The sequence below is a fragment of the Peribacillus sp. NPDC055009 genome (assembly GCF_053608705.1).
Genome location: NZ_JBSGVZ010000001.1, coordinates 519,458 through 534,431, shown reverse-complemented (window position 1 = coordinate 534,431; position 14,974 = coordinate 519,458). Strand labels below are relative to the sequence as shown.

Here is a 14,974-nt window from a genome sequence, read left to right as displayed (position 1 = left end):
TAAGGCATGTTTCTTTTCATTATAGTGTTTATTTCAAAAAAAGAAAATATGTTCTCATTACCAATGCAATTTAACTTCCTGATTTCCTGCGACTATCATATTACCTCTGAACTTCCCATATAAATGGAATAGAAGAATATCAAGCAAAAAAGGATGATGATATATGAATGAAGCCTTTGTTCCAGCCTTTCTCAACAGCTTTTTCATATCGCTTGGCGTATTGCTTGGCGGCTCTATAATCGGGGGCCTCGCGGCTTTTTTTACTGGACAAGCCCCGATGACGACTGTATTCCGGCTGTCGGACAGCCTTCGTATTTGGGCCATTGTCGCTGCGATCGGGGGTACTTTTGATATGGTCTATAATTTTGAACGCGGTATTTTCCACGGAGAAACGAAGGATATAGTCAAACAGGTCCTATTGATTCTATCTGCACTTGGAGGGGCACAGACAGGAGCACTGATCATAAACTGGTTCACGCAAGAGCATATTTCACCATGAGAATTCCTCCCTATCACAGGTCTCCCACCTGGCAGCGTTTTTTTGCCGGAGCCGCACTTGGCGGATTGATCAGCTGGGTTATTTTCTTTTATATGCATGGTGTTCAGCAGGAGAAGCAGATCCGGATCCTTCACGAACAAAGAGAAGAAATCAAGGATTTAAACGGGGAAATCGCAATTTGGGAGCAGGATTATAAAAAATTGAATGAGAAAAACGAGGATATCCTGACGATTCAGGAAGTGGAAGTAACCATCACGAATGAAAAATACAGTCTGGACCGGCTCAGTATTGCAGAAGCGGAGGATGTGATTGAGGACGACCTTTCCTCTCTTCTCGCCAAAGATGTCGCCAGTGTTTATGACGGAAAGGTGCTTTTGAAAAAATCGATAGAAAATAAGATCGTGACCATCAATAAAAAGCGCTATCAACTTGAAGTCGTCGAGATCATGTTTTATACGAAAATGAATATTGAAATCAAACTAAAAAGGACTACTTCTTAGATGTTGGCTTAATTGATTTCTACTAAATTTAAAGACCAAATCATATGCGATTTGGTCTTTAAGTTTTTTCATTCCGCTTTATTCAACTCTTCCATGTCGGCAAGGATATTATCCACTTCATCCCAAGAATGAATCGAAGCCCCTGCTGCAAGCGGGTGGCCTCCGCCGTTATATTTCCGGGCAATCGTATTGATGATTGGTCCTTTAGAACGGAAACGGACTCTGATTTCTTTATCCTCTTCAATGAAGAAGACCCAAGACTTAACATTTTTAATGGAACCGAGTGAGGAAACGAGCTGAGATGCCTCAGATGTGGAAGCATGGAATTTTTCAAGTATATCTTTTGTGATGATCATTTTCCCTGTGCCATAGGGAAGGATTTCAAAATGCTGCAGCACATAGCCATTCAACCGGACTATGCTTTCCTCGACGTCATACATTTCCTGATATAACTGAGGGCGGGAGAACGAGTAGTGAATCAACTCACTGGCATAGGCAAATGTCTTTTCAGTCGTACTTTGGAATAGGAAACGACCTGTATCGCCAACAATGCCTGCATATAGAAGGCGTGCTGCTTCATCACTCATCTTCAAGCCTTCCTCTTTCCCGAACTGGTAAAAATCATAAATCATTTCACTTGTCGAACTTGCCGATGTATCGACCCAGCGCATATCGCCATATGGATCTTCATTGGGATGATGATCGATTTTAATCAGTTTATCCCCCGTTGTGTACCGTGCATCACAAATCCGGTCCGTATTTGCGGTATCACAAACGATTACCAGAGCACCTTGATATGTATCATCCGAAATCACATCAAGCCTTCTTAAGTAATTCAATGACGGTTCTTCTTTCCCGACCGTAAAAATTCGCTTTTCGGGGAAAGATGCTTTCAGGATTTCCGCCAATCCCCCCTGTGAACCATAAGCGTCCGGATCTGGACGGACATGACGATGGAGAATGATAGTGTCATAACGCTTTATATCTGCTAATATTTCAGCTTTCATATAGATCTCCCCTTAACATATGTATTATCGAGCCTAATAAAGATGATATATTTCATTTAATCAAAAAATTGCGGAAATAGGAAGACTCATCTTGTTTACTGTGGCATTCTCTTTCATTTCCCGCTACAATAAAAAGGTACATATGTTAAATTGGGGGAATTTCAAACGATGCCTATTCTTGTCACCTTGATCGTTCTTTCATTAGGGGTCTATCTGTTTTATAAAATCAAATCGGTCCGAACCAGAATGCCGATGGAGAAAAAGTGGATTTCAGGGAAATCTTCCATTGCCCTAGGTGCGTTTGTCGCACTATTCGGAGTCAATCAGCTTTTTCTATTCCACACGACCATCACTTATATCATTGCTGCCGTTTTCATCTTCGTTGGCCTATTCAGTATTTGGGGCGGCTATAAAATGTATAAATTTTATTTGCCGCATGCAATCGAAGAAGCTGCAAATCAAAAAGGATAATCGAAATTCGATTATCCTTTTTATTTTTCATGATCGGTCAAGCAATTGGCAAGTCAACATCGCCTTGCCGACAAGTTTGCCTTGGTTAAACACTTCAACATCCACTTTTCCGAATTTACGTCCTACATCGAGTACACGAGGATGGATTTCAAGCGTACTGTCGATCTGGACTGGCTTGATGAAATAAATCGTCATGTTTTCCACGACCAAGTCACCGCGCTTATAGCTTCGAAGTGCACGATTTGCTGAGTCGGTGACCAATGTCGTGAACACACCGCTTGAAATGGTTCCAAGGTAATTGGTCATCTGCGGAGTGACTCCATAGTTATACACTTCCTCGCCCTTGCCCCGATTCGAAGTCATCACAAGCTGGCTTGTAATCGTATCGTCGATCGTTTCGCCGACCTGAGGCTGCCTTTGGCTCATTTGCAGTGCCTTCAGGACATCCTGCCTGCTCACGATACCCTTGAGGATATGACTATCATTCACGACCGGGATTAACTCAATCCCTTCCCAAACCATCATATGTGCAGAAGATGCCACACTCATTTTATCGCCTACGGTCATCGGGTTTTTCGTCATCACCTTATCAATGAGCGTCAGCTCTTCCTGTCCGATGATATCTTTTGATGTGACCATTCCTTGAACCTTCATATTGTCATCGACAACAGGGAAACGGCTATGACCGGATTCCTGATTCAGTTCATGCCAAGTCTGAACCCGGTCACCTACCGTTAAAAAGGTCGTTTCCTGTACGGGTGTCAAAATATCCTCCACCAGCAAGATTTCCTTTTTGATCAATTGGTCATAGATTGCCCGATTGATCATCGTTGCGACGGTAAACGTATCGTAACTTGTTGAGATGACTGGCATCTCCAATTCATCGGCTAACCTTTTAACGGGCTCTTCCGTATCGAATCCCCCGGTGATCAGCACCGCTGCACCCGCTTTTAACGCGTGCTCATGGGCCTGTGTACGGTTCCCGACGATCAGCAGGTTTCCTGCACCCGTATATCTCATCATGGCATCCAGCTTCATCGCCCCGATGACGAATTTATTTAATGTCTTATGAAGTCCCGTTTTCCCACCCAGAACTTGTCCGTCAACAATATTGACTACCTCTGCAAAAGTGAGCTTTTCAATATTCTCTTTTTTCTTTTTCTCAATGCGGATCGTGCCTACCCGCTCAATCGAGCTCACGTAGCCCTGGTTCTCCGCCTCTTTAATTGCCCGGTATGCCGTACCTTCACTAACATTCAATGCTTTCGCTATTTGACGGACGGAAATCTTTTCGCCGACAGGGAGCCCATCGATATGTTTTAATATTTGTTCATGCTTTGTAGCCAAGCGCTTCACCCTTTTCACGGTATTCCTATTCCCCATTATAAGGTCAAAGAGCCTAGTTTATCAAACAACTACTAGTATTGGCGCAACCTTTTATATTCAGGCTGTCGTTTTACCTTTTGTTTCTTAGGAGAATATAGTATGCCCGTCAAGTTTCCAGCTACCGCCAACAATGCAAACAACAGCCAAGATCCAGCGAACAGACCCTCCAGACCACCACTTTCCAACGATAAACGCGGCACGGCATAATACAGCATCACACCGCATAGTAGCAAACACAGAAATAACCTCTGTTTCATCAAACCCCCCCTTTTTTTTCATCTATTCATTTTATGCCTGTGAAAGGAAAAAAGACTTGGCTGCAAAACGAGACTTTACTTTCCGATTGCTGTAATGACCCTGCAGGAAAGGCAATGCTGCTTAGAAAATTGGTCATTTCAGCCTGCCATCCCCACGCGATACACAAAAAAACGGAAGCCCTGCAGGCTCCCGCTTCTTTTATAATTCGATTTCATCCCCGGCTTCCATGATCAGTCCATTTCCCTCTTCAAGCATATCGATGAATTTGTTAGGATCCTGTTTGATGACAGGGAAAGTATTGTAATGAATCGGCACGACTTGTTTGGCTTGAAGGAACTTCGCAGCAAGTGCGGCATCTTCCGGGCCCATGGTGTAATTGTCGCCGATTGGCAGGAATGCCAAGTCAATCGGATGTCGCTCCCCGATCAGCTTCATATCGGAAAATACCGCTGTATCCCCCGCATGATAGACCGTTTTCCCTTCTATCGTAAGCAATATGCCAGCAGGCATTCCCAAATAAATGATTTGCCCATCCCCGTTATTGAATCCTGTTCCATGGAATGCTGGCGTCAGTTTCACCTTTCCAAAGTCGAACTCGAAAGCTCCGCCGATGCTCATCCCGTGTGTTCGAACTCCTTGAGCACCCAGGTAGTCGGCCATCTCTGCAATGCCGATGACAAGTGCATCATGCCTTTTGGCCAATTCAACCGTATCACCGACGTGGTCATTATGGCCATGTGTTAAGATGATCACATCCGGTTTCACATCTTCTACCTTCAAATCGGTCAATTCGTTTCCAGTAATGAATGGATCGATTAAAATCGTTTTACCATTCGTTTCGACTTTTACAACTGCATGTCCATGAAAAGATACTTTCATTTTTGATGCTCCCTTCCCATACCCACTAATTTTTTTAAGTAGCTTTCTTAGGCCTTTCCCATTTACTATACTTTTAAATATTGCTATGGTAATTATATCTTATTAATGGAGGTATCGTCATGAATGAACGTTTGACAGAACTACAAAATTGGCTACAGGCCAATGAGACTGAAGCCGCTTTACTTACATCTACAGAGAGCATCTTCTATTTGAGCGGTTTTTTTAGTGATCCTCATGAAAGACTGCTGGCACTTGCCATTTTTGCAAATGCCGAACCATTCCTTATCTGCCCGCAGATGGAAGTCCCGGATGCTAAACAGGCTGGATGGAATGGAGATATCATCGGTTACACCGACATTGAAGATCCATGGGAAAAAGTTAAGCAAGCAGTGGAGAATCGCGGGTTATCCATTCATAAAATGGCCATTGAAAAAGAGCATATGAATGTAGAACGTTATGAAAAGGTCCAACAACACTTCGGAGCTCCAAAGCTCGTTTCCGCAGAAGAAAAACTTCAAAGGATGCGAATGATCAAGTCGGAAGATGAAATGGTCAAAATCCGTGAAGCATGCCGCCTTGCCGACTTTGCGATTGAAGTGGGTGTCAACGAAATTCATGAAGGTAAAACGGAAATGGAAATCCTTGCGGCGATAGAATTCGAGTTGAAAAAGGCAGGAGTCAGCCAAATGTCTTTCTCCACCATGGTCCTGACTGGTAAAAATGGCGCTTCCCCACATGGCACACCTGGGAATACGAAGGTTCAGCGCGGCGACCTTGTCCTCTTTGACCTTGGCGTCGTTCATGAAGGGTACTGCTCTGACATCACTAGGACGGTCGCATACGGAGATATCAATGATAAACAGGCAGAAATATATGAAACTGTACTTAAAGCACAAGAAGCTGCCGTTAGAGCCAGTAAACCAGGTGTATCCTGTTCCGAGATAGACCTGACGGCCAGAAACATCATCAGCAAAAAGGGATACGGTGAATTCTTCCCGCACAGACTCGGCCACGGGCTTGGGATCAGCGTCCATGAGTATCCATCCTTGACTGAAACTAATTCCCTCGAGCTTCAATCCGGAATGGTTTATACCATCGAACCTGGCATATATGTTCCAAATGTTGCAGGCGTAAGGATTGAAGATGATCTATTGATCACGGATACTGGCTGTGAGGTTTTGACCAAATTCCCGAAGAGCCTGCAAATCATAAAATGATAATGCATTAACCAATTAATATAACAAAAACCGGATACCCCCGCCTTCATTTAAGACGGGGGTATTTATTCAACATTTCAACTAATCGGTCCGCAGTTCATACTTCATTGCTTTATCACTGCCGTCAAACCAAATGACCAGCCATTCACTATCAATTCTTATGATTCCCCTCTCTGCACCGAGATAATAAACAACATTATCTTCCTCTTTAAAATATTCCGTTTCTGTTGGAGACCCTAAAAGCGTAAACACTTCTTCATTTGTCATGCCTATCAATTCGTGTTCATTCATTAAATCTTCTACCAGATATACTCTTCCTTCCTTCATCATCATTTAGCCATCTTTCAGCGGTGAAGCTTGATTCATATTCATACACCCTCAACAGAACCACACAAAAAAATAGAAGGGCAAAGCCAAGGCATGTAATGAATATAAATCTAATTTTGAGTTTCGTTTTATTATGCCGGTCGGTATATTTCCATGAAATCCATTGAAAAAATAGTAATAGAATAAATGGAAGCAGCAGTGCTGATATACTCATTAAACTTATAGAAGCATGTGCAGCATTGATGAAAAAAATATAAATGAAATAGATCAAAGCATACAAAAGCACAAATGAATATAATGCATAGTTTACTATTTTTGAAACACTCAAAGAAAAAACTCCCCTTTCACATTAAAGATCACCATAAATAAACAAATGCTTTCCTGCAATGATTCCTTACATCATAAGAGTTGGAAACATATTGTTCCATTTTTCAATTTCCAGATTATTGGCATAAACATTCGCTAATTTGTTACAATTGAAATCAGATCCATTAGGTAAATCATAGTATAATAGGATTTAAATAGAAGGAGGAGATTCACTTGAATAGTATAGATTATAAAAATATTCTTGTTGCAGTGGACGGCTCGGAAGAAGCAGAGTGGGCTCTAAAAAAGGCAATCTACTTAGCAAAACTCAGTGACGCTACCCTTGTGCTCACACACATCGTGGATACAAGGAATTTCCCTACTGTCGAAGCTTATGATATGACTATCCGTGATCACTCTGAAACCTTTGCCAATGAGTTATTGGACAAGTATAAAACGGAAGCCATTGCTTCCGGGATTACAAAGGTCCAAACAGAAGTTGCATATGGTTCTCCTAAAGTTCAAATTCCAAGGGATTTAGCGAAAAAGCATTCGATCGATTTAATTGTTTGCGGTGCAACGGGCCTTAATGCAGTCGAACGTTTCCTTATCGGCAGCGTGTCGGAAGGCATCGTTCGCCATTCAAACTGTGATGTTATGGTCGTGCGTACGAATTAATAAGAGAAAATGATAAAAAGCTCGTTCGCCAAATTGGTGAACGAGCTTTTCCCTGTTATTCACTTACCAGTTTTTCCGCTTTTTCAATCGCCAGCAAGACTTGGGCAAAACCTGTACCGCCCGCACTGTTACGGCGTTTAACGGCTTCATAAGGATTTAATGCATCATAAATATCATGTTCAAACAAATCGGAAGCTTCCTGGAATTGTTCAATGCTTAGGTCCACTAAATAGCAGCCATTCTGGACACAGAACAATACAAGCTTCCCGACCACTTCGTGCGCCTTACGGAAAGGCATTCCCTTTGAAGCTAGGTAATCAGCTAATTCCGTCGCATTCGAGAAGTCATTTTTTGTTGCTTTTTCCATTACGTCCGTTTTCACTTTCATCGTTGAAATCATGCCGGCAAATATTTTAAGTGAACCAACAATGGTCTTAACCGTATCAAAAACGCCTTCTTTATCTTCTTGCATATCTTTGTTATAAGCAAGCGGCAGTCCTTTCAAAACAGTCAATAACCCCGTTAGGTTCCCATAAACCCGTCCTGTTTTACCACGGATCAATTCCGCCATATCAGGATTTTTCTTTTGCGGCATAATGCTGCTTCCCGTAGAAAACGCATCATCCAATTCAATGAATTGGAATTCCTGGCTTGACCAGAGAATGATTTCTTCGCTGAAACGGGATAAATGCATCATCATTGTTGCACTGTTACTCATGAATTCAATCGCAAAATCACGATCACTTACCGCATCAAGGCTGTTTTCATAAATCCCCTCAAACCCCAATAGCTCCGCACTGAGGGCACGGTCAATCGGGAAAGTCGTCCCAGCTAATGCCCCAGCACCCAATGGAGAAATATTGATCCTTTTGAAACTCTCGGTGAAGCGCTGCTTATCACGCTCAAGCATCCAAAAATAAGCCATTAAGTGATGCGCAAATGAAATGGGCTGTGCACGCTGTAAATGTGTATAACCTGGAATTAACGTTTCCACATTTTTCTTGGATTGTCCCAAAATCGCTACTTGCAAATCATTGATGAGTTCCAGGATTACTTTCGTTTGGTTCCGCATATATAGATGAAGGTCGGTTGCAACTTGGTCATTACGGCTTCTTCCTGTATGAAGCTTTCCGCCAACTGGACCGATTTCGCTTATTAGCATACTTTCCAGGTTAAGATGGATATCTTCCATCTCAACCTTAAAAGTCAATTCACCCTTCTCAGCCTTTTCCTGTAAACTTTTCAGACCTGCAATGATCTGATCCGCATCTTCATCAGGTAAAATGCTGCATTGCTTTAACATGGTTACATGAGCTAAACTGCCTTGAATATCTTCAAGCACAAGTTCCTGGTCAAAGGAAATGGAAGCTCCAAACTCATCTACCCATTCTTCGGCAGATTTCGTGAATCTTCCTCCCCAAAGCTTGCTGCTCACACTGTCACCTTCTTGTTATTGACCATGCTGTTCACTTTCGTTGGAAGACCCCATAACTTAATGAATCCAACTGCTGCATCATGATCGAATTCATCTGCTTTTGTATAGGTAGCCAATTTTTCGTCATATAGGGAGTACTCGGATTTTCTTCCTTCAACAATCGCATGACCTTTGAATAGTTTGACACGGACCGTACCCGTTACATTCACTTGTGTTTCTTTCAGGAATGCAGCCAAAGCCTTTTGAAGCGGAGAGAACCAAAGTCCTTCATAAATCAATTCAGTCATTTTCTTCTCAATCACCGGCTTGAAGTGAGCCAATTCTTTTACAAGCGTGATATCTTCAAGTTCTTTATGTGCAGCTATCAATGTCATCGCACCGGGAGCTTCATAGACTTCACGTGATTTGATTCCTACTAATCTATTTTCAACGTGATCGATACGCCCAACTCCGTGTTTGCCGGCAATTTGATTCAACTCGACAATCAGGTCAGCCAGTTTATAGTTTTTATCATTCAATGTAACCGGCACACCCTGTTCAAAACCAATTTCAATGATATCGGCAGTATCTGGCGTACATTCAAGGCTTGTAGTCAAATCATATGCTTCTTCGGGCGGAGCAGCCCAAGGATCTTCCAGGATTCCACACTCGTTACTTCTTCCCCAAAGGTTTTGGTCAATCGAGAACGGACTCGCCATGCCAATCGGAACGGGAATGCCATTTTTCGCTGCATATTCAATCTCCTCTTCACGAGACCATTTCCAGTCACGAACAGGTGCAAGAACTTGCAAATTAGGGTTCAAGGCGGAGATGGATACTTCGAAACGCACTTGGTCATTTCCTTTGCCCGTACAACCGTGCGCAACTGCTACCGCGTTTTCCGCTTCAGCCACTTCCACTAATTTCTTTGCGATCAGCGGACGTGATAAAGCTGATACCAATGGATATTTCCCTTCATACAAAGTATGTGCCTGAAGAGCCGTCAATGCGAATTCATCAGCGAATTCGTCCTTCGCATCAATGACATAGGAACTTACCGCACCAACAGTGATCGCTTTTTCTTTAATGAAGTCCAAATCTTTTCCTTCACCGACATCCAAACAGCATGCCACAACTTCGTATCCTTGATCTTGTAACCATTTAATTGCAACGGAAGTATCCAAACCTCCGGAATATGCTAAAACAACTTTTTGATTTTCCATTTCCATCGTCCTTTCGTGTGAATAAAAATTCATCGTTTGTTATTTTTATTCAATCTATGATTAGTACTTTATCATCTTTATTAAAGGAATACAAGGGGTATTTTAAAGATTTTGCTAAATAATCCGCTAATAATTTTAATGAATTTACACATTGGATGCTTCCGGGGGAATATAGTAAACTAGGAGTATGATAAATCGAAAAGCGGAGGGCATATGAAAGAACTATTTACCTTTGATGAACGGCTTGGCATCCCAATTCCCGATTTGAATCTGGAGTGGGATGAATATACAAAAGGCGAGCAACAGCAAATACTCGTACACTGGGAGAATATCCGGGGAAGCATCCCGGACCGCATCAAGGAACTTGAATCCACCATTAACCGAAAGCAGTTTCGGCTCTCCGATGAGAGTAATTTCGCCAAATCATGCCAGCTCAATTCCGAAATTGCGGAACTTGCTTCCATCATCAATGATTTATGGCTATGGTATCGTGCCAATCAAGTCGTAAGTGAAAAGATGCATAATTAAGGCCTATTCCATGCAAAAAAAGCCACAGTTTAAAACTGTGGCTTTTTTTGCATCCTCTTATAAATCCTTGCGAAGTTCACCAACGACATGTCCCAATTCCGGAAGAATCAATTTATTCATAGCAAGCCGAACCGCCCCTGATGAGCCCGGGGTGGAAAAAACGGCTTTATTGTTCACGACTCCGGCAATCGCCCTGGATAGAATGGCGGCAGACCCGATATCCTCTTGATAGCTAAGCATTCGAAAAATCTCGCCAAAACCGGGAATTTCCTTGGTCATCAACTCTTTGACCGCCTCGATCGTTACATCCCTATTGGCGATGCCAGTTCCACCATTTGTTAATATGACATCGACCTTGCTGCTTTGGCTACCAGAAGTGACCGCATCCTGAATCGCTTCCCGCTCATCTTTAACGATTACATATTCATTTACTTCATGACCATTCGAATTCAGCAATTCCATCATCAGTGCTCCGCTTTTATCGCTTTCTTCATTACGTGTATCACTGACGGTTATCACCATGCAGCGAACTGCCTCCGTGATGGCTTTTTTATGATTCTTGACACTCATTCTTCATCAGCCTTCTTATCCAGTAAATAACGATATTGATAGAACTTCTGGGCAAATTCACTGACACTCCGGGTCATTTGATAATTGGATCCAGCCCCGATGGCCATACTGATGAACGGTATGCCACGAACCAATTTTTTTCGAAAAACAGTAATGGATAATGCTTTCAACAGCTGCTTCAGAGGCTGTTCCATCCAGGTAGGGTTTGTCAGTTCTTCAATTCCTAAATAAAAATAGTCATCTTCTGCGGTCTGGACCTCGCGGATCAATTCTTCCCACGCTATTCCTTGGAGTCTCTTTGGCATCGCTCCTGCATTGAATACCTTAAGGGCCAACATCATTTCAAACGGCGTATTCACCTCAACACCATAAGACATCGCAATTAGCTGTACGATCCTGACATTGATGACCGTCATGGCTGGAATATCGCTCCCTAGCAGAAGGAGGCCTCCTGATCCGCTCATCCCGCCCTGAGCAAATGAATATAAGCGATGCTTAGCGATATGCTGATTGGCTATGTAATTCAACTGATCGATCGATAAGTGATTCAAATCACTCAACGTTTCGATTTCTTCATTAAACACGCGCGCAGATGCTAAAATCCGCTCTCTTGCATCTATTTGAACTTGTGAGCTCTGAACCATGGCATGTAAATGAAAAAGCCAGGTATCCAGCTTTTCAAAAAACTGTTGTTGGACGTTTTCAGGAAGCAGGGCAAACCCCTGCTCCAACCATTTATCATACAGTGCAGCAAGGTCCGTGGGCTCATATTGATAAAGTTTTTCCTGCCATTCACTAATTTCATTCCAAATTTTCATTTCCCGGTTCGTGAATTCCATGCATCAAGCCTCCTATGTACAGAATTGGTGGATTCTCCCTTAAGTATACCATAGAGGGAAGCCTTTCAGAGAACGGATGATAGGAATCCAGTGTGAATGGGGATGGGCTGCATGGACATAAACTCCATGAGGAGTCGGACTTTGAGGAGGGAATTTCATGGGAAAGACCCCTTACCAGTGGAATAAGGGATCATTATAAAAAAACAGGAAGTCATGTTTTCCAAGTTTCGCTCAAGGCTATCTTCATCGTATCCCTGACAATCATGATTTCTTCATTAGTGGGGATGACCATGACTTTTACAGGGGAATAGGGTGCATTGATGAACGCTTCCTTACCCGAGGTGCGATTGAGATCCTCATCCCAATAAACTCCCATGAATTCAAGTCCCTCCAAGATTCGGCCCCTAATGGTTTGACTGTTTTCACCGATGCCCGCTGTAAAAATGATGCCATCCACACCTCCCATTTTAGCTGAATAGGAGCCAATGTACTTGTGAATTCGGTCTGCGAATACTTTAAGTGCGAGTTCAGCCCGCTCATTGCCTTCATCCGCTTCAACTTGAATATCGCGCAGGTCGCTGGAAAAACCGGAAAGGGCCAGGATGCCGCTTTTCTTATTCAGGACATCCAGAACTTCATCTACTGTTTTACCCGTCTTCTCCATGATATAAGGAATCAATGCAGGGTCGATGTTCCCTGAACGCGTTCCCATAGTAACACCGGCCAATGGTGTAAATCCCATTGATGTATCAATTGATTTGCCGCCCTTTATGGCCGTGATGCTTGCACCATTCCCTAAATGGCACGATATCAATCGAAGCTGTTCAATTGGGCGGCCAATCATTACGGCAGCACGCTGTGATACATATTTATGTGAAGTACCATGAAACCCATACTTCCTTATTCCGTATTTTTCATAATATTCAAGAGGCAAGCTGTACAAATAGGAACCTTCTGCCATCGTTTGATGGAAGGCAGTGTCGAATACCGCAACCGCTGGCACATCATCCAGTGCTTGCCTGAAGGCTTTGATCCCGGTGATATTGGCGGGATTATGAAGGGGCGCCAACTCGGAAAGCTTTTCGATTTCCTCTATTACGTCCTCCGTAATCAAGACCGATTCGCTGAATACCTCACCTCCATGCACCACCCGATGCCCTACGCCATCTATCTCTTCAAAGGAGTCAATGATGCGATGGTCAATCAGCTTTTCCAATAAAAGCCCTACAGCCACTTCATGATTGGGTATATCAAGCGTTTCAGAAACCTTGTCGCCTTCGACGCTTAAAGTAAATGCGGAATTTTTCAAACCGATTCTTTCTACAAGACCTTTTGTAATTACTTTTTCACAAGGCATCTCAAAAAGCTGAAACTTCAATGAAGAGCTGCCCGCATTAATAGCCATGATTTTTGACATCCATCCTGCTCCTTTTCTCTAAGCTAGTTCTTCCAATGTTATCTCAACGAAACGTGCAGTGTATTGTACAATCTTATCATGACAAGCAGGTTCAACCAAATATTAATGGACAATTGCAAATAATCACTCTCAAATAAAAAAATGAAAGCCAATGCCCGGGGCATCAGCTTTCATTGACTATTTTTCCTCTTTAAACCAATCGTCCATCTGTTGCATGACAGACCTGGTCGCTTCGAAATCCGACAACTTCGGAAGCTGTACGAGCAATGCCTTCTTCGGTGCTTCGATACCCTCTTTTTTCTTTTGAAGAATCAGGATGCTTTTCGCAGCCGCTTCACTCTTAAACATGGAAAGCGGCAATTGCACCATCCCTTGAATATGTGTATGCTTCTTCAGGAAATCATTGAGTTTCGGCGCTTCCTCCGAGACGAACAGGTTATTCGGGACAATGAAGAATAGATGTCCGCCATCCTTCGCGTGTTTAACACCTTGTTCAATAAACAAATGGTGTGCATACGAATGTCCCTTATCGGCCTTCAATTCATATTCAGCTGCACGCACATCATTCGGATAATAACCAATCGGCAAATCACTGACCACAACATCTGAAGGATCGATGAAAAGCGGCTCCAGGCTGTCCTGGTTGAAAAATTGCAGCGGGTGTTCTTGCAGGTTGGCACCTGCATAAGCAAGCCTGATCAAGGTTTCATCAATCTCGACACCATATGAAGCGATGTTTTTATCAGTAAGTTGATTCAAGATCGCAAATAGTAAGTTCCCCGTTCCGATGGCTGGATCGAGCATGACTATCTCTTTTTGATCCTTTGTGAACTTACCGACTAAATAACTGACGAACATGCCGACTGCATCAGGAGTCATATGATGATTCGGCTGAACGCTCTGCTGCATGCCTTTTAAAATGGCAAGCTGGTACGCTTTTCGGATTGCTTCTTTTTCATATTTCCCTGGTGAAAATGAAGCATAATGCTTCACTAACCTTTTTTTAGATACTTCACTGATTTCCTCCTGCAGGACTTTCCCTTCGAAGAAATTCTCGCCCGTTTCACCCAGGGCATCCAGATACGTACATGATAGTTCACTTTGCAATATTTGGGCTGTTTCATCAAATTCATAAAATAATTGTTCAACTGGGGTAGACTTCACTTATTAATTCCTCCTGTTTGCTTCTGTCCCTATTTTAAAGGTAAGAAGAAAGAGATACAAGCCGTACGTCCTGCTCATCATTCTTCGGCTGTTTAACGTACCGTTTTCCGTTTTGAATTTATTAAATACAAGGTGTAAAATTCGGACGTTGATTTCCACTTCAGGCACTCGCTTTCCGCGGGCGGTCTGCCCTCGGCTTGCGACTGCGGGGTCTCCCCTGGACGCGCTTTTCCCGCAGGAGTCTCGCACATCCGCTCCAATCAACTTTGTATAAAAATTTCAGATAGAAAC

The 14,974-nt window shown here is 42.9% G+C and carries 17 protein-coding genes; 6 read left to right on the top strand and 11 right to left on the bottom strand.

Features of this window, described 5'->3' with window-relative positions; translation table 11 throughout:
* Positions 1-163 precede the first annotated feature (163 nt).
* Together ACWF5P_RS02690 and ytrI are read left to right on the top strand one after the other, a co-directional pair.
* Complete coding sequence (locus tag ACWF5P_RS02690) at positions 164-499, top strand: YtrH family sporulation protein (protein ID WP_034309135.1); 336 nt, start codon at positions 164-166, stop codon at positions 497-499.
* On the top strand, positions 496-999 hold the full coding sequence (ytrI, locus tag ACWF5P_RS02685; protein WP_434167530.1) for a sporulation membrane protein YtrI: 504 nt from the start codon (positions 496-498) through the stop codon (positions 997-999). Before ACWF5P_RS02690 ends, ytrI begins: the two co-directional genes overlap by 4 nt.
* A gap of 68 nt (positions 1,000-1,067) precedes the next feature.
* Here ytrI and ACWF5P_RS02680 read toward each other — a convergent pair whose 3' ends face one another.
* Entirely contained in the window at positions 1,068-2,006 is a 939-nt protein-coding gene (locus ACWF5P_RS02680) for a DHH family phosphoesterase (RefSeq protein ID WP_434167531.1), read from the bottom strand.
* Positions 2,007-2,174: 168 nt separating this feature from the next.
* On the opposite strand from ACWF5P_RS02680, the gene ACWF5P_RS02675 reads away from it, so the two are divergent.
* Positions 2,175-2,477 carry a YtpI family protein gene (locus tag ACWF5P_RS02675; RefSeq protein WP_260358625.1) on the top strand — a complete coding sequence of 101 codons (303 nt, stop codon included), beginning with the start codon at positions 2,175-2,177 and terminating at the stop codon, positions 2,475-2,477.
* 27 nt (positions 2,478-2,504) lie between these two features.
* Here ACWF5P_RS02675 and ACWF5P_RS02670 read toward each other — a convergent pair whose 3' ends face one another.
* The 3 genes from ACWF5P_RS02670 to ACWF5P_RS02660 all read right to left on the bottom strand — a co-directional run bounded on the left by ACWF5P_RS02670 (position 2,505) and on the right by ACWF5P_RS02660 (position 5,000).
* A complete protein-coding gene (locus ACWF5P_RS02670; RefSeq protein ID WP_137018167.1) occupies positions 2,505-3,824 on the bottom strand; it encodes a DRTGG domain-containing protein in 1,320 nt (439 codons plus the stop codon).
* A 71-nt stretch (positions 3,825-3,895) separates the two neighbouring features.
* On the bottom strand, positions 3,896-4,120 hold the full coding sequence (locus ACWF5P_RS02665) for a hypothetical protein (RefSeq protein WP_260358307.1): 225 nt from the start codon (positions 4,118-4,120) through the stop codon (positions 3,896-3,898).
* Between the two features lie 199 nt (positions 4,121-4,319).
* The gene (locus tag ACWF5P_RS02660) at positions 4,320-5,000 is read right to left on the bottom strand and encodes a metal-dependent hydrolase (RefSeq protein WP_434167532.1); all 681 of its coding nucleotides are present in this window, start codon (positions 4,998-5,000) and stop codon (positions 4,320-4,322) included.
* 119 nt (positions 5,001-5,119) lie between these two features.
* Here ACWF5P_RS02660 and ACWF5P_RS02655 point away from each other — a divergent pair, with 119 nt between their 5' ends.
* Positions 5,120-6,217, top strand: coding sequence for a M24 family metallopeptidase (locus tag ACWF5P_RS02655; protein WP_434167533.1), 1,098 nt, complete (start codon positions 5,120-5,122; stop codon positions 6,215-6,217).
* An 81-nt stretch (positions 6,218-6,298) separates the two neighbouring features.
* On the opposite strand, the gene bamE is transcribed toward ACWF5P_RS02655, so the two are convergent.
* Positions 6,299-6,547 carry an outer membrane protein assembly factor BamE domain-containing protein gene (gene bamE, locus ACWF5P_RS02650; protein WP_452444562.1) on the bottom strand — a complete coding sequence of 83 codons (249 nt, stop codon included), beginning with the start codon at positions 6,545-6,547 and terminating at the stop codon, positions 6,299-6,301.
* Between the two features lie 546 nt (positions 6,548-7,093).
* On the opposite strand from bamE, the gene ACWF5P_RS02645 reads away from it, so the two are divergent.
* Positions 7,094-7,528 carry a universal stress protein gene (locus ACWF5P_RS02645; RefSeq protein ID WP_133350611.1) on the top strand — a complete coding sequence of 145 codons (435 nt, stop codon included), beginning with the start codon at positions 7,094-7,096 and terminating at the stop codon, positions 7,526-7,528.
* A gap of 55 nt (positions 7,529-7,583) precedes the next feature.
* Here the strand turns inward: ACWF5P_RS02645 and argH are convergent, their stop codons facing one another.
* Complete coding sequence (gene argH / locus ACWF5P_RS02640) at positions 7,584-8,963, bottom strand: argininosuccinate lyase (protein ID WP_434167535.1); 1,380 nt, start codon at positions 8,961-8,963, stop codon at positions 7,584-7,586.
* Positions 8,960-10,165: an argininosuccinate synthase gene (locus tag ACWF5P_RS02635; protein ID WP_048681084.1), complete on the bottom strand. Its 1,206-nt coding sequence runs from the start codon at positions 10,163-10,165 to the stop codon at positions 8,960-8,962. Before ACWF5P_RS02635 ends, argH begins: the two co-directional genes overlap by 4 nt.
* Before the next feature lie 213 nt (positions 10,166-10,378).
* On the opposite strand from ACWF5P_RS02635, the gene ACWF5P_RS02630 reads away from it, so the two are divergent.
* Entirely contained in the window at positions 10,379-10,693 is a 315-nt protein-coding gene (locus ACWF5P_RS02630; RefSeq protein ID WP_434167536.1) for a hypothetical protein, read from the top strand.
* A 57-nt stretch (positions 10,694-10,750) separates the two neighbouring features.
* Here the strand turns inward: ACWF5P_RS02630 and ACWF5P_RS02625 are convergent, their stop codons facing one another.
* The 4 genes from ACWF5P_RS02625 to ACWF5P_RS02610 all read right to left on the bottom strand — a co-directional run bounded on the left by ACWF5P_RS02625 (position 10,751) and on the right by ACWF5P_RS02610 (position 14,683).
* Complete coding sequence (locus ACWF5P_RS02625) at positions 10,751-11,263, bottom strand: MogA/MoaB family molybdenum cofactor biosynthesis protein (protein WP_101222926.1); 513 nt, start codon at positions 11,261-11,263, stop codon at positions 10,751-10,753.
* Positions 11,260-12,102 (bottom strand): EcsC family protein, encoded by an 843-nt coding sequence (locus ACWF5P_RS02620; RefSeq protein WP_101222927.1) that lies wholly within the window; start codon positions 12,100-12,102, stop codon positions 11,260-11,262. The genes ACWF5P_RS02625 and ACWF5P_RS02620 overlap by 4 nt, the downstream gene beginning before the upstream one ends.
* 211 nt (positions 12,103-12,313) lie before the next feature.
* The gene (locus tag ACWF5P_RS02615; protein WP_434167537.1) at positions 12,314-13,519 is read right to left on the bottom strand and encodes an acetate/propionate family kinase; all 1,206 of its coding nucleotides are present in this window, start codon (positions 13,517-13,519) and stop codon (positions 12,314-12,316) included.
* Positions 13,520-13,696: 177 nt separating this feature from the next.
* On the bottom strand, positions 13,697-14,683 hold the full coding sequence (locus ACWF5P_RS02610) for a class I SAM-dependent methyltransferase (RefSeq protein ID WP_101222929.1): 987 nt from the start codon (positions 14,681-14,683) through the stop codon (positions 13,697-13,699).
* Between the last annotated feature and the right edge of the window lie 291 nt (positions 14,684-14,974).